At 72.5% G+C, this 21656-nt stretch carries 19 protein-coding genes and 1 other RNA gene; 14 read left to right on the top strand and 6 right to left on the bottom strand.

Annotation, left to right across the window (positions count from 1 at the left end; all coding sequences use genetic code 11):
- Positions 1-147 precede the first annotated feature (147 nt).
- The 4 genes from G7063_RS09025 (at position 148) to G7063_RS09010 (ending at position 4595) form a co-directional block, all read left to right on the top strand.
- Positions 148-2883 carry an HAD-IC family P-type ATPase gene (locus G7063_RS09025; protein ID WP_166414104.1) on the top strand — a complete coding sequence of 912 codons (2736 nt, stop codon included), beginning with the start codon at positions 148-150 and terminating at the stop codon, positions 2881-2883.
- 45 nt (positions 2884-2928) lie between these two features.
- The gene (locus G7063_RS09020) at positions 2929-3285 is read left to right on the top strand and encodes a helix-turn-helix transcriptional regulator (RefSeq protein WP_166415287.1); all 357 of its coding nucleotides are present in this window, start codon (positions 2929-2931) and stop codon (positions 3283-3285) included.
- 1 nt (position 3286) lies between these two features.
- Positions 3287-4216, top strand: coding sequence for a cation diffusion facilitator family transporter (locus G7063_RS09015; protein ID WP_166414103.1), 930 nt, complete (start codon positions 3287-3289; stop codon positions 4214-4216).
- A gap of 139 nt (positions 4217-4355) precedes the next feature.
- On the top strand, positions 4356-4595 hold the full coding sequence (locus G7063_RS09010; RefSeq protein WP_166414102.1) for a glutaredoxin domain-containing protein: 240 nt from the start codon (positions 4356-4358) through the stop codon (positions 4593-4595).
- Positions 4596-4741: 146 nt separating this feature from the next.
- Here G7063_RS09010 and G7063_RS09005 read toward each other — a convergent pair whose 3' ends face one another.
- Positions 4742-5728, bottom strand: coding sequence for a diaminopimelate dehydrogenase (locus G7063_RS09005; RefSeq protein ID WP_166414101.1), 987 nt, complete (start codon positions 5726-5728; stop codon positions 4742-4744).
- A gap of 200 nt (positions 5729-5928) precedes the next feature.
- Between G7063_RS09005 and G7063_RS09000 the strand changes: the two genes are divergently transcribed.
- From G7063_RS09000 to G7063_RS08975, 6 genes are all read left to right on the top strand, one after another.
- Entirely contained in the window at positions 5929-8121 is a 2193-nt protein-coding gene (locus tag G7063_RS09000; protein ID WP_166414100.1) for an NTP transferase domain-containing protein, read from the top strand.
- 57 nt (positions 8122-8178) lie between these two features.
- A complete protein-coding gene (locus tag G7063_RS08995; protein ID WP_166414099.1) occupies positions 8179-10593 on the top strand; it encodes a GH36-type glycosyl hydrolase domain-containing protein in 2415 nt (804 codons plus the stop codon).
- A gap of 130 nt (positions 10594-10723) precedes the next feature.
- Positions 10724-11575: an SDR family oxidoreductase gene (locus G7063_RS08990; RefSeq protein ID WP_166414098.1), complete on the top strand. Its 852-nt coding sequence runs from the start codon at positions 10724-10726 to the stop codon at positions 11573-11575.
- 2 nt (positions 11576-11577) lie between these two features.
- A complete protein-coding gene (locus G7063_RS08985) occupies positions 11578-12426 on the top strand; it encodes a Nif3-like dinuclear metal center hexameric protein (protein WP_166414097.1) in 849 nt (282 codons plus the stop codon).
- A 187-nt stretch (positions 12427-12613) separates the two neighbouring features.
- Positions 12614-13354: a zinc ribbon domain-containing protein gene (locus tag G7063_RS08980; protein ID WP_166414096.1), complete on the top strand. Its 741-nt coding sequence runs from the start codon at positions 12614-12616 to the stop codon at positions 13352-13354.
- Positions 13355-13356: 2 nt separating this feature from the next.
- Entirely contained in the window at positions 13357-14064 is a 708-nt protein-coding gene (locus tag G7063_RS08975; protein ID WP_240916016.1) for a histidine phosphatase family protein, read from the top strand.
- Positions 14065-14087: 23 nt separating this feature from the next.
- On the opposite strand, the gene G7063_RS08970 is transcribed toward G7063_RS08975, so the two are convergent.
- On the bottom strand, positions 14088-14858 hold the full coding sequence (locus tag G7063_RS08970) for a YaaA family protein (RefSeq protein ID WP_166414095.1): 771 nt from the start codon (positions 14856-14858) through the stop codon (positions 14088-14090).
- 91 nt (positions 14859-14949) lie between these two features.
- Between G7063_RS08970 and rnpB the strand changes: the two genes are divergently transcribed.
- Both rnpB and G7063_RS08960 read left to right on the top strand, forming a co-directional pair.
- An RNA gene (gene rnpB, locus G7063_RS08965) (RNase P RNA component class A) lies at positions 14950-15321 on the top strand.
- Positions 15322-15584: 263 nt separating this feature from the next.
- Positions 15585-15959, top strand: a complete 375-nt coding sequence (locus tag G7063_RS08960; protein WP_166414094.1) for an STAS domain-containing protein — start codon at positions 15585-15587, stop codon at positions 15957-15959.
- A 127-nt stretch (positions 15960-16086) separates the two neighbouring features.
- On the opposite strand, the gene ppgK is transcribed toward G7063_RS08960, so the two are convergent.
- Entirely contained in the window at positions 16087-16857 is a 771-nt protein-coding gene (ppgK, locus tag G7063_RS08955) for a polyphosphate--glucose phosphotransferase (RefSeq protein WP_166414093.1), read from the bottom strand.
- Positions 16854-17726 carry a type I methionyl aminopeptidase gene (map, locus tag G7063_RS08950; protein WP_166414092.1) on the bottom strand — a complete coding sequence of 291 codons (873 nt, stop codon included), beginning with the start codon at positions 17724-17726 and terminating at the stop codon, positions 16854-16856. Before map ends, ppgK begins: the two co-directional genes overlap by 4 nt.
- Positions 17727-17892: 166 nt before the next feature.
- Here map and G7063_RS08945 point away from each other — a divergent pair, with 166 nt between their 5' ends.
- Both G7063_RS08945 and G7063_RS08940 read left to right on the top strand, forming a co-directional pair.
- Positions 17893-18111: an SPOR domain-containing protein gene (locus G7063_RS08945; protein WP_166414091.1), complete on the top strand. Its 219-nt coding sequence runs from the start codon at positions 17893-17895 to the stop codon at positions 18109-18111.
- Positions 18104-19054, top strand: coding sequence for a hypothetical protein (locus G7063_RS08940; RefSeq protein ID WP_166414090.1), 951 nt, complete (start codon positions 18104-18106; stop codon positions 19052-19054). The genes G7063_RS08945 and G7063_RS08940 overlap by 8 nt, the downstream gene beginning before the upstream one ends.
- Positions 19055-19111: 57 nt before the next feature.
- On the opposite strand, the gene panB is transcribed toward G7063_RS08940, so the two are convergent.
- Positions 19112-19945, bottom strand: a complete 834-nt coding sequence (panB, locus tag G7063_RS08935; RefSeq protein ID WP_166414089.1) for a 3-methyl-2-oxobutanoate hydroxymethyltransferase — start codon at positions 19943-19945, stop codon at positions 19112-19114.
- Complete coding sequence (locus tag G7063_RS08930; protein ID WP_166414088.1) at positions 19942-21627, bottom strand: NAD+ synthase; 1686 nt, start codon at positions 21625-21627, stop codon at positions 19942-19944. The genes panB and G7063_RS08930 overlap by 4 nt, the downstream gene beginning before the upstream one ends.
- Positions 21628-21656 lie beyond the last annotated feature (29 nt).

Genomic DNA, 21656 nt, shown 5'->3' with positions numbered 1-21656 from the left:
GGTACGTCGACGTGAGGTGTGGCACGTCGGGACCGACGACCCGTGGGAAGGGACCCACCACTGGCCGGGAGCGAAGCACGCGCCGGTGTACGTCGAGGGGACCGAAGGCCGTGGCGCGTCGGCGTCCGGCGGGAGAGGATGAAACGCATGAATGCAGCCCCATCTGCCGTGCCCGCGACGCCCCAGACCGAGGACCGTCCCGAGCGCGTCCCGTGGGCGCAATCACCGGCCGAGGTCCTCGCAGAGCTCGGCACGACAGCGGACGGCCTCCCGGGCGACGCGGCCGCGCGGCTCCTGGCGCAGCACGGTGCGAACCGTCTGCCGCCCCCCGAGCGCGACCCGTTGTGGAAGCGGATCCTCGTCCACTTCGACGACGTCCTCATCTACGTCCTCCTCGTCGCGGCGGTCCTCAAGGCCGTCGTCGGCGACTGGGTGGACTTCGCGGTGATCCTCGCGGTCGCGATCGTCAACGCGGGCATCGGGTTCGTCCAGGAGGGAAAGGCGGAGTCGGCGCTCGCGTCGATCCGCTCGATGCTCTCGACGCACGCGGAGGCTCTGCGCGACGGGCAGTGGTCGAAGGTCGACGCGGACGACCTCGTCCCGGGCGACGTCGTCCGGGTGCGCGCGGGAGACCGTGTGCCCGCGGACGTGCGTGTGCTCGAGGCGACGAACCTGCGCATCGAGGAGTCGGCGCTCACCGGAGAGTCCGTGCCGGCGGAGAAGCACGAACGGGCCGTCGACGCGGAGGCCGGGGTCGGCGACCGGACGAGCATGATGTTCTCGAGCACGCTCGTCGCGGCGGGGCAGGGCTCCGGCGTCGTCGTCGCGACGGGGCAGCACACCGAGATCGGGCGTATCCAGACGATGATGTCCGAGGTCACGGACGTCAAGACGCCGCTCACACGCCAGCTCGACACGTTCGGCAAGGTCATCGCGGTCGCGATCCTCGGCCTCGGCGCGTTCATGGTGCTCGTCGGGCGCCTCGTGCACTCCCAGCCCGTCGACGAGCTGCTCTCCGCGGCGATCGGCTTTGCGGTCGCGGCGGTCCCCGAGGGCCTGCCGGCGCTCGTGACGATCACGCTCGCCCTGGGCGTCCAGCAGATGGCGCGGCGCCGGGCGATCACGCGCAAGCTGCCGGCGGTCGAGACGCTGGGCTCGGTGACGACGATCTGCTCGGACAAGACGGGCACGCTCACGCGCAACGAGATGACGGCGCGCACGGTGCTCACGGCGGACGCCACGGTCGACGTCGAGGGACTCGGCTACGCGCCCGAGGGGCGCGTGACGATCGACGGTGTCGAGGTCGTGCGCGGTGCTCGCGCGTCGTTCGACGCGCTCACGGACGTCATGTCGCTGTGCAACGACGCACGCGTCGAGCAGGGCGAGAGCGGCCGGTGGGGCCTCGTCGGGGAGCCGACCGAGGGCGCCCTCGCGGTGCTCGGGATCAAGGCTGGCGCGGGCACGGGGGAGTGGGAGCGGCTCGCGGTCCTGCCCTTCGAGTCGGCGACGAAGTACATGGCGACGCTCGACCGCCACGGGGACGACGCCCCGGTCATCCACGTCAAGGGCGCCCCCGACCGCGTTCTCGAGCGCTGCTCGACGCAGACGTCGGCGGACGGCGGCCGAGAACCGCTCGACCGTGACCGGTGGCTCGAGCGCATCGACGAGCTCGGTGCGCAGGGGCTGAGAGTCCTCGCTGCGGCGCGTCGCCCCGCGGACGCGGGCGCGACGACCGTCGTCGCGGAGGACGTCGCGGACGGGCTCGAGCTGTGCGGGCTCGTCGGGATCGTCGACCCGCCGCGGCCCGAGGCGATCGAGGCGATCGCCGAGTGCCACGCTGCGGGGATCCGCGTGAAGATGATCACGGGCGACCACGCGGGCACGGCGCTCGCCATCGCCCGTGAGATGGGCATCGCGCAGGAGGGTGCGCGCGTCCTCACGGGGGCCGAGCTCGAGGAGCTCACGACGACGGAGCTGCGCAAGGTCGTGCGGGACGTCGACGTCTACGCCCGCACGAGCCCCGAGCACAAGATCCGCATCGTCGCGGCGCTGCAGGCGCACGGCGAGGTCGTCGCGATGACGGGCGACGGCGTCAACGACGCGCCCGCGCTCACGCAGGCCGACGTCGGCATCGCGATGGGCATCAAGGGCACCGAGGTGACGAAGGACGCCGCCGAGATCGTCCTCGCGGACGACAACTTCGCGACGATCGAGCGCGCGGTCGAGGAGGGGCGTCGGATCTACGACAACATCCGCAAGTCGCTGCTCTTCCTCCTGCCGACCAACGGCGCGCAGTCGCTCGTCGTCATCGTGGCGGTGCTCGCGGGCCTCACGATGCCGCTCCTGCCGGTGCAGGTGCTGTGGGTCAACATGATCACGGCGGTGACGCTCTCGCTCGCCCTCGCGTACGAGCAGGCGGAGCCGGGCATCATGAGGCGCCGGCCGCGCAGCTCGAAGGGCGGGATCCTCGATGTCGCGGCGGTCAGCAAGATCGTCGTCGCGTCGCTCGCGATCGGAGCGGCCGCGCTCGGTGTCTTCATGTGGCTCGAACGGGCGGGGGAGTCGCTCGCGGTCGCGCGGACGACGGCGGTGACGACGCTCGCCCTGGCGCAGCTCACGTACCTCTTCAGCTGCCGGTTCCTCGACCGTTCGAGCCTGACGCCGGCGGTGCTGCGGGGCAACCGTGTGCTGTGGGTGTCGGCGGGTTCGCTGCTCGCGCTCCAGGCCGTCTTCGTCTATGCGCCCTTCATGCACGCGTGGTTCGACTCGGCGCCGATCACGGGTGGGCACTGGCTGGTCGCGGGCGGGGTGTCGGTCCTCGTGCTGCTCGTCGTCGAGCTGGCGAAGGTTGTGAGCCGCAGGGTCCTGCGGGGGCGGGCGTAGCCCCTAGCATTCATCGTCACAGAGCGATAGGATCGCTCTGTGACGATGAATCATCTCGTGGCCGACGTCGACGCCGCGGCCACCGCGACGTACGCCGACCTCTTCGACGCGCTCTCGGACCCGACGCGCCTCGCGATCCTCCAGCACCTCGCGACGGGCGAGCACCGGGTGCGCGACCTCGTCGAGCACCTCGGGCTCGCCCAGTCGACCGTGAGCAAGCACCTCGCGTGCCTGCGCGACTGCGGGCTCGTCGCCGCGAGGCCCGAGGGTCGCTCGACCGTCCTCAGCCTCGCCGCCGCCCCGCCGCTCGCGGCGCTCCTGCGCGCGGCCGAGGACCTCCTGGCGGCGACCGGTGCGCGCGTGAGCCTGTGCACGCACCTCGTCCGGCCGGAGGAGGGCTGAGATGGCGCACGACCACGCGCACAGCCACGCGGGCGACCCGACGGCGTCGGGCCACCGCCGCCGCCTGGCGATCGCCTTCGCGATCACGTCGACGGTCCTCGTCGCGCAGGCTGTCGGAGCGATCCTCACAGGGAGCCTCGCACTCCTCACGGACACGGCCCACATGCTCACCGACGCTGGCGGTCTGGCGGTCGCGCTCGTCGCGGCGACGCTCATGGCGCGCCCGCCGACAGAACGCCTCACCTGGGGCTTCCGACGCGTCGAGGTGCTCGCGGCGCTCGCGCAGGCGGCAGTCCTCCTCGCCGTCGGCGTCTACGCGGCGGTCGAGGGCGTCAAGCGGCTGTGGGCGCCTCCCGAGATCGCCCCGACCGAGCTGCTCGTCTTCGGCGTCGTCGGCCTCGTCGGCAACCTCGTCTCCATGGCGGTCCTCGCCCCAGGCCGCGGCGCGAACCTCAACATGCGTGCCGCGTTCCTCGAGGTCGTCAACGACGCGCTCGGCTCCGTCGGTGTCATCGTCGCCGCGATCGTCATCCGCACGACGGGCTGGCTCCAGGCCGACGCCCTCGCAGGCCTGCTCATCGCCGCGCTCATCGTGCCGCGCGCCGTGACGATCCTCCGCGAGGCGGGCGGGATCCTCCTCGAGCAGACGCCGCGCGGCCTCGACCTCGCCGTCGTCCGCGAGCACATGCTTGGCGTCGACCACGTCGTGGACGTCCACGACCTGCATGCGTCGACCGTCGCGACGGGGCTGCCGGTCATCTCGGCGCACGTCGTCGTCGACGACGACTGCTTCCGCACGGGGCACGCCCCGGAGATCCTCCACCGGCTCGCCGAGTGTGTCGCGACGCACTTCCCGGTGTCGCTCGAGCACTCGACGTTCCAGATCGAGACGGCCGACCATGCCGCCCACGAGCCCCACCGGCACGGCTGAGCCCCTCCGGCACGGATGGGCCGCACCAGCGCGGTCGGGCCCGCGTCAGGCGCCACACCTGCGCTCGCGCGGGGACGCCGTACCGTGGGAGGAGGTGCCCGTCCGTGCGGACGGGCGCACGACGACCCGAGGAGGAAAGATGTCCGGGAGCATCACGATGTACGGCGCCGACTGGTGCGGCGACTGCACGCGCGCCAAGGCGCTTCTCGACCGCGAGGGCGTCGCGTACACGTACGTCGACGTCGAGCACGACGAGGCCGCGCGCGACCGCGCGATCGAGATCGCGGGCCGTCAGAACATCCCCGTCATCGTCTTCGACGACGGCACCCACCTCGTCGAGCCCTCGAACCCCGAGCTGCTCGCCAAGGTACGCGGCTGAGCCGAGCACGACGTTCGCGCCGAGCGCGACCCGACCGGTGAGCACGACGTCCACGGTGTAGGCGTGGCGCTCGGACCACCTCTGATACACGAACGGCGGCCCCTCGCACGAGGGGTCGCCGTTCGCGTCCGAGAACCGTGCGAGCCTCAGAGCAGGTCGCGCCGCAGCTCGGCGGCCGAGCGCGGCGAGAGCAGCGCGGGCGGCACGTCGAGCAGGGTGATGGCGCCCGCCTCGCCGCGCGCCTGGAGGCGGGCGACGGCGCGTGCTGCGGCGACGAGCACGCTCGCGGTGAGCTCGGGGTTGGAGTCGAGGCGCAGCGAGTACTCGACGACCTGGTTGGTGCCGTCGGAGGTTTCCGCCGCGCGGATGACGAAGCCGCCGTGGGGCATGCCGGCGTGGTCGCGCGCGAGCTCGTCGGCGTCGATGAAGCGCACGGTCGTGTCGTAGTCGGCGAAGTAGTCGGGCATCGTGACGATCGCCTCGCGCACCGCGTCGGCGTCGGCGCCCTCGGCGAGGACGACGAAGCACTCGCGCGTGTGCTTCTCGCGTGTCGTGAGCTCGGGGCGGGCTCCCGAGCGGACGGCGTCGACGGCCGCGGCGACCGGGTGGGTGTACTGGATGCCGGCCGCGACGCCCGGCACGCGCCGGATCGCGTCGGAGTGTCCCTGGGAGAGGCCTCGGCCCCAGAACGTGTACGTGTCGCCGTCGGGCAGGAGCGCCTCGCCGTAGACGCGGTTGATCGAGAAGAGGCCCGGGTCCCAGCCTGCGGAGATGAGGGCGACGTTGCCGCCCGCACGGGCGGCGGCGTCGACGTGCTCAAAGTGCTCGGGGATGCGCGCGTGCGTGTCGAAGGAGTCGACGACGGGCAGGAAGCGCGCGATCGCTGGCGTCTGCTCGGGCAGGTCGCTGCGTGAGCCGCCGCAGAGGATCGCGACGTCGATGTCGTCGGCGTCGCCCTCGAGCGCGTCGAGCGGGCGGACGATCGCGCCTGCGGTGAGGGGTGCGACGGTCGCGGGGTCGCGGCGCGTGTAGATGCCGGCGAGCTCGGCGTCGGTGGTCTTGAGGAGCGCGGCCTCGACGCCGCGGCCGAGGTTGCCGTGGCCGACGATCGCGATGCGCAGGGGGCTGGTCATGGGGGAGTCCGTCCGTGCTCGGGGAGGGTTCGCGGGTCAACGCTACCGGTCGGCGAGAGTTTGTCGCCGCGTGTCGCGGCAGGGGTCTGTGCGAGGGCCACAAAGACTGTTAGGCTTCCTAACAAAGGCCGGAACGCGGTCGCCGATGGTCGCCGACATCCCCGATGTCCGACGGCCGAGCACGGGAAGCGAGACCCACGATGCACAAGCCCACCCCGCACGCGGCACCGACCGGCTCCGCCGCGGCGGTCGTCCTCGCCGCCGGGGCCGACGCCGAGTCCCGCGCCCTGCTCACGAGCACCCTCGGTGACGCGACCGTCGTCCAGCTCGCGCTCGCCAACGTCCGCGCCGTCCTCCCGGCCGACCGCATCGTCGTCGTCGTCGCAGAGGGCGACACCGAGATCCGCGCGCTCCTCGGCGACGACCTCACGTACGTCGAGCAGGACGCCCCGCTCGGCACGGGCCACGCGCTCACCTGTGCGCGGAACGCGATCCCCGCCGACACCTCCGCGCTCCTCGTCGCGTACGCCGACACCCCGCTCCTGCGTCCCGAGTCGCTGCGCGGCCTCCTCAACCGCCACGACCTGCTCGGCGCCGATCTCGCGCTCCTCACCGCCGTCGTCGAGCAGCCGCTGCCCTACGGCCGCGTCGCACGCGACGAGGCCGGACACATCACCGCGATCATCGAGCGCTCCGACCTCACGGACGCGACGGGCGACGCCCACGAGATCAACGTCGGCGCGTACGCCGCCGCCCCCGCGACGATCCTCGCCGAGGTCGACGCGCTCGCCGGCGCCGGCGAGCACCGCCTCACGGTCGCCGTCCGGCGCCTCATCGGCGACGGCGCCAAGGTCGTCACGTACAAGATCGTCGACACCGACGAGGTCCAGGGCATCAACTCCCGCGACGAGCTCGACACCGCCGCCGACATCGTCCTGCGCCGCCTCTTCATGCCGCGCAAGAACACCGACACGCACATCGTCTTCGGCACGGGCGGCTGGCGCGCCGTCATCGGCGAGGGCTACACGCTCGGCAACGTCCGCAAGCTCTGCCAGGCGATCGCCAACGAGGCCACCCGCAAGGGCATCGACCACCTCGGCGTCGTCATCGGCGGCGACCGCCGCTTCCTCTCGCGCGAGTCCGCCGAGGCCGCCGCGGAGGTCTTCGCGGGCAACAACATCCCCGTGACGCTCCTGCCCGACGACGTCCCGACGCCGCTCGTGACGTTCGCCGCGCCCTACCTCGGCGCCGCCTACGGCATCATCATCACGAGCTCGCACAACCCGCCCGAGTGGAACGGCATGAAGGTCTTCCGCGCCGACGGCTCGCTGCCGCTCGACGACGAGACCGACCGCTTCCAGGACGAGGCCAACGAGCTGCGCGCAGCCGACGTCATCACCCTCGACCTCGCGCTCGCCCGCCGGACCGGCGTCGTCGTCGACCGGACGCTCACCGAGCCCTACGTCGACGCGATCGAGAAGATCATCGACGTCGACGCGGTGCGGGGCTCGGGCCTGCGCGTCGTCGTCGACCCCATGTACGGGACGTCGCAGCTGACGCTCGGCACGATCCTCACCGACATGCGCGTGCGCGCCGAGTTCATCCACGCGTCGCACAACCCGCTCTTCGGCGGCGTGGCCCCGGCCCCGGACCTCGAGCGGCTCTCGGCGCTCATCCAGATGATCAGGAACGGCGACGGTCGCTACGACCTCGGCATGGCGACCGACGGCGACTCCGACCGCATCGGTATCGTCGACGAGACCGGCGAGTACATCTCGACGAACGACCTCCTGCTGCTCCTCTACTGGTACCTCCACGAGGTCCGCGGGGAGAAGGGCGGCGTCGTGCGCAACATCGCGACGACGCACCTGCTCGACCGCCTCGCCGCGCACTTCGGCGAGGAGTCCGCCGAGTGCAAGGTCGGCTTCAAGCACGTCACCGCCGGCATGGAGAAGATCGGCGCCGTCCTCGGCGGCGAGTCCTCGGGCGGCCTCACCATCCGTGGCTGGATCCTCGGCAAGGACGGCATCTTCGCGTGCGCCCTCGTCGCCGAGATGCTCGCCCGCACGGGCAAGCGCATCTCCGAGCTGCGCGAGATGATCTACGAGATCACGGGCCGCCTCTACACCGCGGAGGCCGGCGTCCCGGCGACCCCCGACATGCGGATCGCGGTTCCGCGTCGCCTCGCGGCGACGCCCCTCACGCACGTCGGTCCGTACCCCGTCGTCGGGGTCGACCACACCGACGGCACCAAGATCCTCCTCGAGAACGACAACTGGGCCCTGCTCCGGTTCTCGGGGACCGAGCCCGTCCTGCGGATGTTCGTCGAGGCGGACACGCCCGAGAAGGCCACCGAGCTCATGGACTGGCTCAAGGGCTTCGTCACCGCCTGACCGGCACCCGTCCCACCCTGACCACAGACCACCCCTCACGAAGGACCAGCACCCACGATGAAGTACGGCCACTTCGACACCGCTGTCGACGAGTACGTGATCGAGCGTCCCGACGTCCCCGTCTCCTGGACGAACTACCTCGGTTCGAAGAACCTCTGCACGGTGCTCTCGCACAACGGCGGCGGCTACTCGTACTACAAGAGCTCGCAGCAGGGTCGCGTCACGCGCTTCCGCCCCAACGGCGTGCCGCTGGACCGCCCCGGCCACTACGTCTACCTGCGCGACGACGCGGACGGCGACTTCTGGACCGTCTCGTGGCAGCCCGTCGGCAAGCCGCTCGAGGGTGAGGGCGCGGCGCGCTACACGACGCGCCACGGTCTGGGCTACTCGACGTTCGAGGCGTCCTACAAGGGCATCGACGCGTCGCAGACGATCTTCATCCCCGTGGACGACGACGTCGAGATCTGGGACACGACGGTGACGAACACGTCCGACGTCGAGCGCACGCTCACCGTCGGCTCGTACGTGGAGTTCTCGTTCCACACGATCACGATCGACAACCAGAACCTCCAGATGTCGCTGTACTCCTCGGGCTCGTCGTACGACGACGGCATTATCGAGTACGACTTCTACTACGAGCCGTGGACGCACCACTTCTTCGCGTCCTCGGAGGAGCCCAGCTCGTACGACTCGCTGCGTGACAGCTTTATCGGCCCGTACCGCTCCGAGTCCAACCCCATCGCCATCGAGCGCGGCGAGGGCACCAACCAGAGCGCGACGACGCAGAACCACTGCGGCGCCCTGCTCCACAAGGTGACGCTCGCCCCGGGCGAGACCAAGCGCCTCGTCTTCATGCTCGGCTACGGCTCGCGCGACGCGGCCGGCCGCGCCATGAAGGCCAAGTACTCGATCCCCGCGAACGTCGACGCCGAGCGCGCGCGCCTGCGTGCCTTCTGGCGCGCCAAGCAGGACAAGCTGCAGATCCGCACGCCCCACGAGGGCATGAACACCATGATCAACTCCTGGACGCTGCTCCAGGCGGAGACGTGCGTGCAGTGGTCCCGCTTCGCGTCGTTCGTCGAGGTCGGCGGTCGTGCCGGGCTCGGCTACCGCGACACGGCGCAGGACGTCATGAGCGTCATCCACTCCAACCCGACGAAGACGCTCCAGCGCATCGTCGAGCTGCTCCGCGCGCAGGTGTCCTCGGGCTACGGCCTGCACCTGTTCGACCCCGAGGCGTTCAACCCGGACGCCGAGCCGCTTCCGGACGTCCCGTCGCCGACGATCGTCCCGCGCGGCAACGCGGCCGACCTCATCCACGGCCTCGAGGACACGTGCTCGGACGACCACCTGTGGCTCGTCCCGTCGGTCGTCGAGTACGTCAAGGAGACGGGTGACCTCGCGTTCCTCGACCGCGTCATCCCGTTCGCGGATGGCCCCGACGCCACCGTGTACGAGCACCTCGTCGCGGCGCTCGACTTCTCCGCGCAGCAGATCGGCGCGAACGGCGTCGCCCTCGGCCTGCGTGCCGACTGGAACGACTGCCTCAACCTCGGCGGCGGCGAGACGTCCCTCGTGACGTTCCTCCACGCGTGGGCGATCGGCGCGTTCCTCGAGATCGCCCGCCCGCTCGGCCGCACGGCCGACGTCGAGCGCTTCGAGGCCGAGCGCGACCGCATCGCTCAGGTCGCCGACACCCAGCTGTGGGACGGCGAGTGGTGGATCCGCGGCTACACGCGCGACGGCGTGAAGATCGGCTCGAAGGACAACGAGGAGGGCAAGATCTTCCTCGAGCACCAGGCGTGGCCCGTCATCGCCGGCATCACCTCCCAGGAGCGTGGCATCGCGTCGATGGACTCGGTGACCAAGCTCCTCGGCTCGGAGTACGGTTCGCACCTCAACTGGCCCGCGTTCACGAAGGTCGACGACACGGTCGGCTTCGTCACGCGCGTCTACCCGGGCATCAAGGAGAACGCCGCGATCTTCTCCCACCCGAACGCCTGGCCGATCATCGCCGAGGCGATGCTCGGGCGCGGTGACGAGGCGGTCGCGCTCTACGACGCGATCCTCCCGTACAACCAGAACGAGAACATCGAGGTCCGCGGCGCCGAGCCGTACGCGTACGTCCAGTTCATCTACGGCCGCGACCACGAGTGGTTCGGCAAGGCGCAGAACCCGTGGCTCACGGGTACGGCCGGCTGGATGTACACGGCGGCGACGAAGTACATCCTCGGTGTGCGCCTCGAGCTCGACGGCCTCGTCGTCTCCCCGTCGATCCCCAAGGACTGGGACGGCTTCGAGGTGACGCGCCAGTGGCGCGACGCGACGTACGAGATCGTCGTGACGAACCCGAACCACGTGAGCACGGGCGTCGCCTCGATCACCGTCGACGGTGTCGCGCACGACCCGGCGACGGCGATCCCGGCCGCCCCGGCCGGCTCGGTCGTCAAGGTCGAGGTCGTCCTCGGCTGATTACGCCCCGACGCCCGGTCCGGCGCGCCCCTCGCGGGTGCGGCGGGCCGGGCGTCGTCGTTCCCGCGACGCGACCGTTGCCGGAGTGCTCGTGTGCGCCGTACCGGCGCGCGTGGGGGAGGATGGCGCCATGAGACTCGACCTCACGGGCACGTCGGTGCTCGTCACCGGTGGCGCCCTCGGCATGGGCCGCCTGTACGCCGAGCGTGCGCTGCGCGAGGGCGCGACGCACGTCGACCTGTGGGACCGCGACGCGGAACGTCTCGCGTCGACGGCCGCGGAGCTCGCGGCGTCGGCGCCCGGCGCGCGCGTGTCGACGACCGTCGTCGACATGGGCGACGCGTCCGCCGTCGCGGCGGCCGCGGAGGCGCACCTCGCGGAGCACGGGGCGCCCCACGTCCTCATCAACAACGCGGGCGTCGTACGCGGCGCTCTGTTCTGGGAGCACGACGTCGAGCGTGACGTCGTCGGAACGATGGCGATCAACGCGATCGGCCCCATGGTGCTCGCCCGCACGCTCCTCCCGGCGATGCTCGCCGGCGGCGTCGAGCGCCGTATCCTCAACGTCGCGTCGGCCGCGGCCACCCTCTCGAACCCGCGCATGAGCGTGTACGCGGCCTCGAAGTGGGCCCTGCTCGGCTGGTCGGACTCGCTGCGGCTCGAGCTCGAGCGCACGGGCAACGGCCACGTGCGTGTGACGACGTTCTGCCCGTCGTACATCTCGACGGGCATGTTCGAGGGCGCCAGGGGGCCGCTGCTCACGCCTCTCATGACGCCCGAGGTCGCTGTCGACCGGGCGTGGCGCGCGATGCTCGCGGGACGCCCGCAGCGGCTCACACCGTGGACTGTCGGCCTCGGCAAGACGGTCCGCGGGATGCTGCCGCTCGCCGCGTGGGACGTCGTCGCGGACAAGATCTTCAAGGTCTACGGGTCGATGGACGACTTCCGCGGGCGCACGGGCGCCCCTGCGGGGAAGGACTGACGATGACGCAGCCGACGCTCGGCGAGGTCGTCGACCTCGTCCACACCTGGTACCCGCCGGCGACGGCGGAGGGCTGGGACGCCGTCGGGCTCGTCGCGGGCGATCCCGCGGAGCCGGTGCGACGGATCCTCGTCGCGCTCGACCCGGTCGCGGCCGTCGTCGACGAGGCGCTCGCGTGGGACGCGGACCTCGTGCTCACGCACCACCCGCTGCTGCTGCGTGGCGTGCACGCCGTGACGGCCGACGACCCCAAGGGCGCGATCGTCCACCGGCTCGTGCGGGGCGGCTGCGCGCTGCTCGCGTCGCACACCAACGCGGACGTCGCGGAGTCGGGCGTCGCGGAGGCCCTCGCTGAGCTGCTCGGGCTGCGCGACGTGCGGCCCGTCGTGCCGGACGCCGAGGGCGCCACGGGCGCCGGCCGCATGGGGGAGCTGCCCGCCCCGCTCACGTTGCGCGACCTTGCCGCCCACGCGGCGGCCGTCCTGCCGCCCACGCCGCAGGGCGTGCGCGTCGCGGGAGACCTCGACGCTCTCGTGCGGACCATCGCGGTGCTGCCCGGCTCGGACGACACGCGCTTCGCGGAGGCGGCTGCGGCGGGGGCCGACGTCTACGTCTCCTCGGACCTCAAGCACCACCCGGTCTCCGAGCAGCGCGAGCGCGCGCGCCTGGGCGACGGGCGCCCGTTCGTCCTCGACACGGCGCACTGGGCGAGCGAGTCGCCGTGGTTGCGCGTCGTCGCGGCGCGGCTCACGGCCGAGCTCGCCGCGCGCGGCCACGACGTCGAGGTGCGCGTGAGCGAGCAGCGCACGGACCCGTGGACGGCCCGCGTCGCCTCACCAGGCTTCCCCTGACACCCGCCCCCTCCCGCGCGGATCGACGGCTTCCCACCATCCGATGGTGGGAAGCCGTCAATCCGCGCAGTTGGCGTGGCGGTGGGTGGCGGTCCGTGGTGCGTGCCGGAGCCGATAGCGTGGACCCCAGCACGCAGCGGCGCAGGCCTCCCGGCCCGCGCCACCCCTCCGACCCGAGGAGAACCTCATGGCGACCGCTCCCGCCGCGGACCAGGCCCGGCTGCTCGACGTCCAGGCGCTCGACACGCGTCTCGACCAGATCGCGCACAAGCGGTCCCACCACCCGACGCTCGCGCGCCTCGCGGAGCTCGACGGTCAGCTCGGCGACCTCCACGCGTCGCTCGTCGCGTCGCGCACAGCGGTCGCGGACCTGCGCCGCGAGCTGACGAAGGCGGAGGACGACGTCACGCAGGTGCGCGAGCGCGCCGAGCGCAACCAGAAGCGCCTCGACTCGGGTGCGGTCTCCGCGAAGGACGCGACCGCGCTCCTCAGCGAGAACGAGTCCCTCGCGAAGCGCCAGGAGGTGCTCGAGGAGATCGAGATCGACGTCATGGAGCGCCTCGAGGCTCACGAGACCGCGCTGACCGGGGTCGAGCAGGCCCACGCTGCGCTCGTCGCCGCGCAGGAGGAGGTCGTCGCCGAGCGCGACGCCGCGTACGCCGAGCTCGACGGCCAGTCGCGCGACGTCGCCGGGCAGCGCGCAGGTGCTGTCGACGGGCTCGACGCGGGCCTCGTCGCAAACTACGAGAAGCTGCGCGCGCGCCTCGGCGGCATCGCGGTCGCCGCGCTGCGGCACGGCCGCTCGGAGGCGTCGGGCATGCCCGTGAGCCCCGTCGAGCTCTCACGCATCAAGGCTCTCGGCCCCGACGAGCTCGTCTACTGCGAGGACACGGGCCGCCTCCTCGTGCGCGGCGAGGACGCGTTCTGACCGTGAGCCCGTCGGAGCCCGCTCCGTCGCAGCACGCGGCGTCGGGCGGCATGCAGCGCGGTGCGTCGCGCGGTGAGCCCGCGACGTTCGTCGTCGTGCGCCACGGGCGCACCGAGGCGACCGAGGCGGGGCTCTGGACCGGTGGCACGCAGCCCGGACCCGGGCTGTCGTCGGGCGGTCGCATCGACGCGGCCCGCGCCGCGGACCTCGTCGCGCGCGTCGGCGGCGACCGCTGGGGCGACCTGCCCCGCGTGAGCGAGATCCTTGCCTCGCCGACGGTCCGGACGCAGGAGACCGCAGCTGCGCTCGGGCGTCGGCTCGGGCTGCACGTGCAGATCGAGCCGGACCTGCGCGAGGCCGACCTCGGAGCGTGGGACGGGCTCACGGGCGAGCAGATCGAGGCGCTCGCGCCCGGCTCCGTGCGGGAGTGGCACGCGACGGGGACGCTTGCGGCTCCCGAGGGGGAGTCGCCTGCGGACGTCGCGGCACGCGTCGACGCGCTTCTCGCGCGGCTCGTGCCAGGTCGCGAGGGACGTGCCGTGGCGCTCGTCGCGCACACGATCGTCGTGCGGTCGGTCGTCGCGTCGGCGCTCGCCCTGCCCGCGTCGTCGATCAGCCGCGTCCGGATCCCGCCGGGTGGCGTCGTCGTCGTACGGCGGTGGGCCGACGGCGTCGGGGAGCTCGTCGCGAGCGGGGTCGTCCCGGCCTGAGGCCGGGCGTCCTCGCGTCGCCGTCAGACGACGAGCTCGAGCGTCGACGCGCCCGCACGTCCGGGGACGAGCGTCGCCTCGCGCAGCTCGCCGCCGACCATCTCGGTCGCCGCGTCGAGCAGCTCGGCGGCCGTCGTCGGGGGCTCGCCCGCACGGCGCAGCAGGTGCCCCGTGAGCAGCCCGCGCGTGTGCTTGGCGTTGTGCGAGACGACGGAGCGACGCCCGTCGAGCTCGCGGAGCACCTTGACGGCGACGTGCTCGGCCCCGCGCGGCCTGTACGCGGCGGCGTAGGACGCGGAGCGGCAGTCGACGACGACGTCGCCCGCGGCACGTTCGTCGAGGACGCGCAGCGGCTCGCGCCAGAAGCGTGCGAGCGGGCCGACGCCCGGCAGGTCGGTGCCCATCGAGAGCCTGTAGGCGGGGATGACGTCGGTGGGCGCGACGACGCCCCAGAGCGCCGACACCGTGAGGACCGTGCCGAGTCGGGCCGCAGCGCGGGCGTCGTCGAGCGCGCCGCCGAGGTCCGCGGCCGCGTAGAGGACGCCCGAGTAGACGTGCGCGGCCTGCGCGGCGGCCGCGAGCTCGAGCTCGGTGTTCCGTCCGACCTCCGCGGCGAGGCTCGCGCCGACGCCGAGGACGTCGAGCGCGTCGGGCAGGGCCGAGACCGCCGCGAGCGCCTCGAGGACCTTGCGACGCTCGGGCGCGAGGTCCGGGAGCGTGAGGGAGTCGAGGTCGACGGGGGAGCCGGCCGCCGGGGCGGTCTTGCCCTCCGAGGGCGGCAGCAGGACGATCACGGCGTCCACCCTAGCCGGACGCCGTGCGGCGGACGTGCTGCACCCGGCGTGATCCGTGTCGCCGGTGACGCGGTAGGCTAGGCGGTGCAGACGAGCCGGCCGGGCGGCCGCGTGACGCCTTCGGGCGTCCCGAGGAACGTCCGGGCTCCATAGAGCAGGGTGGTGGGTAACGCCCACCCGGGGTGACCCGCGGGACAGTGCCACAGAGAACAGACCGCCCGTCCTCGGACGGGTAAGGGTGAAACGGTGGTGTAAGAGACCACCAGCGTGCCGGGTGACCGGCGCGGCTAGGTAAACCCCACCCGGAGCAAGACCAGACAGGATGTGTTCGAGGGCTGCTCGCCCGAGCATCCGGGTAGGTCGCTCGAGCCGTGCGGCAACGCACGGCCTAGATGGATGGCCGTCACCTGCACGAGGGCGACCTCGGCAGGAACAGAACCCGGCGTACAGGCCGGCTCGTCTGCATCACCCCCCGAGCGTCGTCTGTTCACTCGACGGCATTCCCGCCACGCCACGCTCGCCACGGTCGCCTGTGCGATCCTCGGTGCCCGACGGGTCGCTCGCCGGGTGGCGGTCTTCCACCGTGCGACGGTCGCGAGTGCGCACGTCGCCGCCGCTCCGTGCTGGATCGCCCCGCCGACACGTGAGGGTCATGTAACGGTCAAGGCGCGTTCTTGCTCGAGTCGTGATCGTGTGGCAGTGTCAAGGGCGGAGCAGGAGGTGGCCATGACATCCACGGGGTTCAACGTTGAGCACCACGGCACCATCGAGGTCCACGTCGACGACGACCGTTCGCGGGTCGTGCTGCACGGGGAGATCGACGGGGCACGACGCGACGAGGCGAGCGCAGCGCTCGCAGCGGTCGTCACCGCGGCCCTCCCGGTCGACATCGAGACTGCCGACGTCACGTTCATCGACTCGTCGGGCGTCGCCTTCCTCGTGCAGATCCATGCGATCGGCGCTGACGAGGGATTCGCGGTGCGGCTCGTCGAGCCGTCGGAGGTCGTCGTCGATGTCCTTACGATGATCGGCCTCGACGACCGCTTCGAGCTCGCGGCCCCGGGCCGCGGCGCGGCCGAGCTCACGACGCTTGTCGGCTGACGACCTCCGGCAGCTGTCCACAACCATCGGCTGACGCCGCTCGTCGATCGACGCGGCCCGTCGCACGTCTGAGGGCGGCCACTCGGATCGGGTGGCCGCCCTCAGACGTGCGTCGAGCTAGGCGTGGCTAGATCTGCGAGCCTCCGGCGAGCGCTGCCGCGCCGACGATCCCGGCGCGGTTGCGCAGCTGTGCGGGGACGATGGGCGCCTTGAGGTCGAGGAGCGGCAGGAACCGCTCGTGGTGCTTGGAGATGCCGCCGCCGACGACGAGCAGGTCGGGGGAGAAGAGCATCTCGAGCGTCTCGTAGTAGCGCTGGAGGCGCTCGGCCCACTGCGGGTAGGAGAGGTCCTCGCGCTCGCGCGCGGACTCGGCGGCACGCGACTCGGCGTCGAAGCCGTCGATCTCGAGGTGGCCGAGCTCCGTGTTGGGCACGAGCGTGCCGTCGACGATGATCGCGGAGCCGATCCCGGTGCCGAGCGTCGTGACGATGATCGTGCCCCGGGCGTCGCGCGCCGCGCCGAAGAGGGCCTCGCCGTAGCCGGCCGCGTCCGCGTCGTTCGCCGCGTGGACGGGACGTCCGAGGGCGTCGGAGAGCACGTCGGCGAGGTGGACACCGGTCCACGACTCGTCGAGGTTCGCGATGAACGAGATGCGGCCGTGGTGGATGGGGCCTGGGAAGGCGACGCCGACGGGTGTACCTGCGGGCAGGTCGAAGCTGTCGACGAGCTCGCGCACGACGGCGGCGACCGCGGCGGGCGTCGAGACGCCCGGCGTGGGGATGCGCAGGCGGTCGGCCGTGAACTCGCCGGTCGCGAGGTCGACGGGGGCACCCTTGATGCCCGAGCCGCCGATGTCGATGCCGAAGGCGATTCTGGGGGTGGTGTCGAGGTGGCTCATGGCAGCGTGAGGATCTCCGTCCCGGTCTCGGTGACGAGGACGGTGTGCTCGAACTGGGCCGTGCGCGAGCCGTCCTTCGTGAGGACGGTCCAGCCGTCCTCCCACTGCACCCATTCATGGGTGCCGAGGGTGAGCATCGGCTCGATCGTGAAGACCATGCCGGGCTCGATGACGTCCGCGTACGCGGGCGCCGAGTCGTAGTGCGGGATGATGAGTCCCGAGTGGAAGGACTCGCCGACGCCGTGGCCGGTGAAGTCCCGCACGACGCCGTAGCCGAAGCGGGCGGCGTACTTCTCGATGACGCGTCCGATGACGTTGACCTCGCGGCCCGGCCGGACGGCCTTGATGCCGCGCATCATGGCCTCGCGCGTGCGCTCGACGAGCAGCGCGTCGTCCTCGGAGATCTCGCCGACGGCGAAGGTGGCGTTGTTGTCGCCGTGGACGCCGCCGATGAACGCGGTGACGTCGATGTTGACGATGTAGCCCTCGACGAGCACGGTCGAGTCGGGGATGCCGTGGCAGATGACCTCGTTGACGGACGTGCACAGCGACTTGGGGTAGCCGCGGTAGCCGAGAGTCGACGGGTAGGCGCCGTTGTCGCAGAGGAACTCGTGACCGATGCGGTCGATCTCGTCGGTCGTCACGCCGGGCGCGACGGCCGCGCCCGCGATCTCGAGGGCCTGGGCTGCGAGGCGCGCAGCGACGCGGATGCGCTCGATCGTCTCGGGAGTCTTGATCTCGGAGCCCGTGAAGGGGCGCGGCGCGGGCCGGCCGACGTACTCGGGGCGCTCGATCGACGCGGGGACTGCCCGACGAGGGCTGACGGCCCCGGGTTCGAGCGGGCTGCGGGAGCGTCGGGAAGTCGTCATGCAGCCGATTCTACGTGGGTCGACGCCCGTGCGGCCCCGCGGCCCCGCGCGGTGACGTCGCGCACACGCAGGGGCTTCGAGGGAGTAGCCTGTGCCCCGCAAGGGGGCACGGCCCGGCGACCGCCGGCGCTGATCAACGGCGCTGCGCGCCACTGACGAAGAGGTCATGATCGTGCACGTGCCCGACGACGACGTCGCGTTCTTCTACAACCTCACGACGGGTGAGGTCGAGCAGGGTCGCCAGCACGCGGCCCAGCACCTCATGGGTCCCTATCCGACGCGCGCGGCCGCGGCCGCGGCGCTCGAGGGCGCCCGGGCCCGCGCGGAGGCGTGGGACGCCGCCGACGAGGCCGAGCGCGAGGCGTGGGGCGACGACGATGAGTGAGGTGCGGGACCTGCGCGGCGCAAGCCCGCTCGTCGTCATCGTCGCGGCGGCGACGGCGCTCGTCGTCCTCGTGTGCGCGATCGCGGCCGGAGCGATGCTGCTCGGCGGTGAGAGCCGCGCTGCGGGCCCGGGTGCGGCTGCGAGCGGAGCGCCCGTGACGCCTGCGGTGACGCCGGTGTCGCGCGACGAAGGCGCTGGGCGCCCCGCGCCAGACGAGGCGACGACGGGAGCTTCCGGGACGGCGCTCGAGCTCGCTGCGGCGGCCGTCACGGGCGTGTTCGGCTCGAGCACGTGCGAGGACGTCACGGCGGACGCTACGGCGGTCGCGGCCGCGATCACCGGACTCGGCGACCCGGGGACGTGGATCAGCCGCGGCGTGCTCGACGGCGCGATGGGCAGGCCGGTCGAGAAGTTCGCGGAGAGCTGCGGCTCGGTGCACGCGGCGGCGGTCGTCGCGGCGCTGGGCCTGCCGGATGACGTCACGGGTCCCCTCGCGGCGTACGTCGCGAACGGCGGGGCGCGCTCGAGCGTCGACGCGACGGACGCGCGCGACAAGCTGGCGGTCGGCGTCCCGGAGGACCTGCTCGTCGGGGCCTCGGCGACGCGTTCGGTGGGCCAGTTCATGCTGCCCTCGGGCAACATCGCGTGCGGGCTCGGCGGGGGCGGCGCCCGGTGCGAGATCGCGGACGCCGACTTCGGCACGGACCCCGCTGGTGCGTGTGCGGGCCGCTGGGGCGGGCTCATCTCGGTCGGTGCGGGCGTCGGAGAGCCGGGCTGCCTCGAGGGCTGGTCGGCTCTCGGTTCCGGCACGGTTCTGCGCTACGGCGAGTCCACCCGGGTCGACGGCTTCTCCTGCGCGGTGTCGACCGCGGGCGTCGCGTGCCGCAACGACGCGACGGGGCACGGCTTCTGGCTGCGGTCGAGCGAGTTCCGGGTCTTCTGACGGACGGACGGGGCCCCGGCACCCTCCGAGGAGGGTGCCGGGGCCCCGTGCGTGGTCTCAGCTCTCGTAGGAGTGCTCAGGGCCGGGGTACGTCCCGCCCGTCACCTCGGCGACGTAGTCGCGCGCGGCGGCGCTGAGCGCCGCGCCGACCTGCCCGAACTGCTTGGCGAAGCGGGGCGACCAGTCGCCCATGCCCGCCATGTCGAGCCAGACGAGCACCTGCCCGTCGCAGTCGGGCCCGGCGCCGATGCCGATCGTCGGGATGTGGAGGAACTCGGTGACGTCGCGTGCGACGGGTGCGGGGACCATCTCGAGGACGACCGCGACGGCACCCGCGTCCTGGAGGGCGAGCGCGTCGGCCTTGAGCCGGTCGGCGGCGTCGCCCCGGCCCTGGATGCGCTTGCCGCCGAGGAGGTTCTCGGACTGCGGCGTGAACCCGAGATGGCCGACGACGGGGATGCCGGACTGCGTGAGCAGCTCGACCTGCGCCGCGATGCGGTGCCCGCCCTCGATCTTCACGGCGTGGACGCCTGCCTCCTTCATCATGCGGACGGCGCTCGCGTGCGCCTGCGCGGGGGAGGCCTCGTACGTGCCGAAGGGAAGGTCCGCGACGACGAACGCGCGCCGTGCGCCGCGCGCGACGGCGCGTGCGGCGGGGATCATCTCGTCGAGCGTCACGGGCAACGTGTTCTCGTGGCCGAGCACGTTGTCGCCCATGGAGTCGCCGACGAGCAGCATGTCGACGCCTGCCGCGTCGAAGATCCGTGCGGTCGGCAGGTCGTAGGCGGTGAGCATCGTGAGGCGTCGCCCTGCCTTCTTCGCCTCCCGCAGGTGGTGGACGCGGACACGCTTGGGCGCTGCGCCTGCGTCGGAGGTGGTGGGCTGGCTCATGGCTGCTCCTTCGAGGTCGTCGTGGGGATCGGTGCCGACGCCTCCCGGCGGCGGCTCGTGACGGGCAGGCGGCGGTCGCGTCCGAACGCGACCGCGGTGACCTTGGGGCCCGGCGGGTACTGGCGTCGTTTCCACTCGGCGCGGTCGACGAGCCGCAGGACGAGCTCGATCGTCGCAGGGTCGTGGCCCGCCGCGAGGAGGGCGTCGTGGCCGAGGTTGCGGCCGACGTAGTCCTCGAGGACGGAGTCGAGCCGGTCGTAGGGCGGCAGGGAGTCCTGGTCGACCTGCCCGGGGCGGAGCTCGGCCGACGGCGGCTTCGTGATGGACGACTCGGGGATCGGCGGGATCTTGCCGTGGTCGAGCGCGTGGTCGTCGCGCCAGCGGGCGAGGGCCCACACGCGGGACTTCAGCACGTCCTTGAGGGGGGCGTATCCGCCGACGGCGTCGCCGTAGACGGTCGAGTAGCCGACGGCGAGCTCGGACTTGTTGCCGGTCGCGAGCGTGAGGTGGCCCTCGGCGTTCGAGAGCGACATGAGGATCATGCCGCGGACGCGTGCCTGGAGGTTCTCGGCGGCGACGCCGTCGAGCGGCAGGTCCCGCTCGAACGCGTCGACGGTCCCTCCGATGGGCTGCACGCGGTAGTCGGCGCCGATGCGACGCGCGAGGTCGGCGGCGTCGTCCTTGGAGTGCTGCGAGGAGTACGACGACGGCATGGAGATGCCGACGACGTTCTCGCCGCCGATCGCGTCGGCGGCCATGACGGCGACGAGCGCCGAGTCGATGCCGCCCGACAGCCCGAGGACGACCGAGCGGAAGCCGTTCTTGCGGACGTAGCCGGCGAGCCCGGCGACGCACGCGCGGTAGACCTCTTCGTCGGGGTGGAGCGGGGGAGCGACGCGCCCGCGCGCGAGCGTGCCGCCGCGTCGAGGGACGTCGTGAACGAGCAGGTCCGGTTCGAACTGCGGCGAGCGCGCGACGACCTGGCCCGAGACGTCGAGGACGAAGCTGCCGCCCTCGAGCACGAGGTCGTCCTGGCCGCCGACCTGGTTGACGTACGCGACGGGCGCGCCGACGGTCGCCGCCGCGCGCCGTGCATGCCCGAGGCGCTCGGGGTCCTTGCCCTCCTCGTACGGCGAGCCGTTGAGCACGAGCAGCAGGTCGAGGTCCGCGTCCGCGAGCTCGGCGACCGGCCCGTCGGCGCGCCACAGGTCCTCGCAGACGAGGAGCCCGACGCGGTGGCCGTCGACGTCGAGCACCGTCGTCGTCGTGCCGGGCTCGAAGATCCTGGCTTCGTCGAACACCCCGTACGTCGGCAGGTGCCGCTTGTCGTACGTCGCCACGACGCGGCCCTCGCGCAGCGCCACGGCGCGGTTCGTCGGTCGGGGACCGTCGGGCGTGTTCGTCGTGCCGATCGTCCCGACGACGACGGTGACGTCCCCGTGCCCTGCGTCAGCGAGGTCGCGTGCGAGGGCGTCGACCGCGGCCATGGCGTCGTCGCGGAACGCTGCGCGCAGCGCGAGGTCCTCGACGGGGTAGCCCGCGAGCGTCATCTCGGGAAGCGCCACGAGGCGCGCCCCGCCGGCCGCCGCCGCGGCGACCGCGTCGAGGACGAGGCGGGCGTTGCCCACGAGGTCGCCGACGCACGTGTCGGCCTGAGCGAGCGCGAGGCGCAGGTCTGGCATGCCTCCAGCCTAGGACGTGCGCGCGGCCG

The organism is Sanguibacter sp. HDW7, from assembly GCF_011300875.1.
Taxonomy (GTDB): domain Bacteria; phylum Actinomycetota; class Actinomycetes; order Actinomycetales; family Cellulomonadaceae; genus Flavimobilis.
This window is presented reverse-complemented; position numbering and strand designations above follow the sequence as displayed.

What these genes read in the sequence shown, in the direction of transcription:
- map (WP_166414092.1), bottom strand. Translation starts at nt 17,726, where the DNA reads ATGACGACTTCCCGACGCTCCCGCAGCCCGCTCGAACCCGGGGCCGTC.
- G7063_RS08995 (WP_166414099.1), top strand. Translation starts at nt 8,179, where the DNA reads ATGAAGTACGGCCACTTCGACACCGCTGTCGACGAGTACGTGATCGAG.
- G7063_RS09015 (WP_166414103.1), top strand. Translation starts at nt 3,287, where the DNA reads ATGGCGCACGACCACGCGCACAGCCACGCGGGCGACCCGACGGCGTCG.
- G7063_RS08940 (WP_166414090.1), top strand. Translation starts at nt 18,104, where the DNA reads ATGAGTGAGGTGCGGGACCTGCGCGGCGCAAGCCCGCTCGTCGTCATC.
- G7063_RS08980 (WP_166414096.1), top strand. Translation starts at nt 12,614, where the DNA reads ATGGCGACCGCTCCCGCCGCGGACCAGGCCCGGCTGCTCGACGTCCAG.
- G7063_RS09020 (WP_166415287.1), top strand. Translation starts at nt 2,929, where the DNA reads ATGAATCATCTCGTGGCCGACGTCGACGCCGCGGCCACCGCGACGTAC.
- panB (WP_166414089.1), bottom strand. Translation starts at nt 19,945, where the DNA reads ATGAGCCAGCCCACCACCTCCGACGCAGGCGCAGCGCCCAAGCGTGTC.
- G7063_RS09010 (WP_166414102.1), top strand. Translation starts at nt 4,356, where the DNA reads ATGTCCGGGAGCATCACGATGTACGGCGCCGACTGGTGCGGCGACTGC.
- G7063_RS08960 (WP_166414094.1), top strand. Translation starts at nt 15,585, where the DNA reads ATGACATCCACGGGGTTCAACGTTGAGCACCACGGCACCATCGAGGTC.
- G7063_RS08945 (WP_166414091.1), top strand. Translation starts at nt 17,893, where the DNA reads ATGATCGTGCACGTGCCCGACGACGACGTCGCGTTCTTCTACAACCTC.
- G7063_RS08990 (WP_166414098.1), top strand. Translation starts at nt 10,724, where the DNA reads ATGAGACTCGACCTCACGGGCACGTCGGTGCTCGTCACCGGTGGCGCC.
- G7063_RS08930 (WP_166414088.1), bottom strand. Translation starts at nt 21,627, where the DNA reads ATGCCAGACCTGCGCCTCGCGCTCGCTCAGGCCGACACGTGCGTCGGC.
- G7063_RS09000 (WP_166414100.1), top strand. Translation starts at nt 5,929, where the DNA reads ATGCACAAGCCCACCCCGCACGCGGCACCGACCGGCTCCGCCGCGGCG.
- G7063_RS08985 (WP_166414097.1), top strand. Translation starts at nt 11,578, where the DNA reads ATGACGCAGCCGACGCTCGGCGAGGTCGTCGACCTCGTCCACACCTGG.
- ppgK (WP_166414093.1), bottom strand. Translation starts at nt 16,857, where the DNA reads ATGAGCCACCTCGACACCACCCCCAGAATCGCCTTCGGCATCGACATC.
- G7063_RS09025 (WP_166414104.1), top strand. Translation starts at nt 148, where the DNA reads ATGAATGCAGCCCCATCTGCCGTGCCCGCGACGCCCCAGACCGAGGAC.
- G7063_RS09005 (WP_166414101.1), bottom strand. Translation starts at nt 5,728, where the DNA reads ATGACCAGCCCCCTGCGCATCGCGATCGTCGGCCACGGCAACCTCGGC.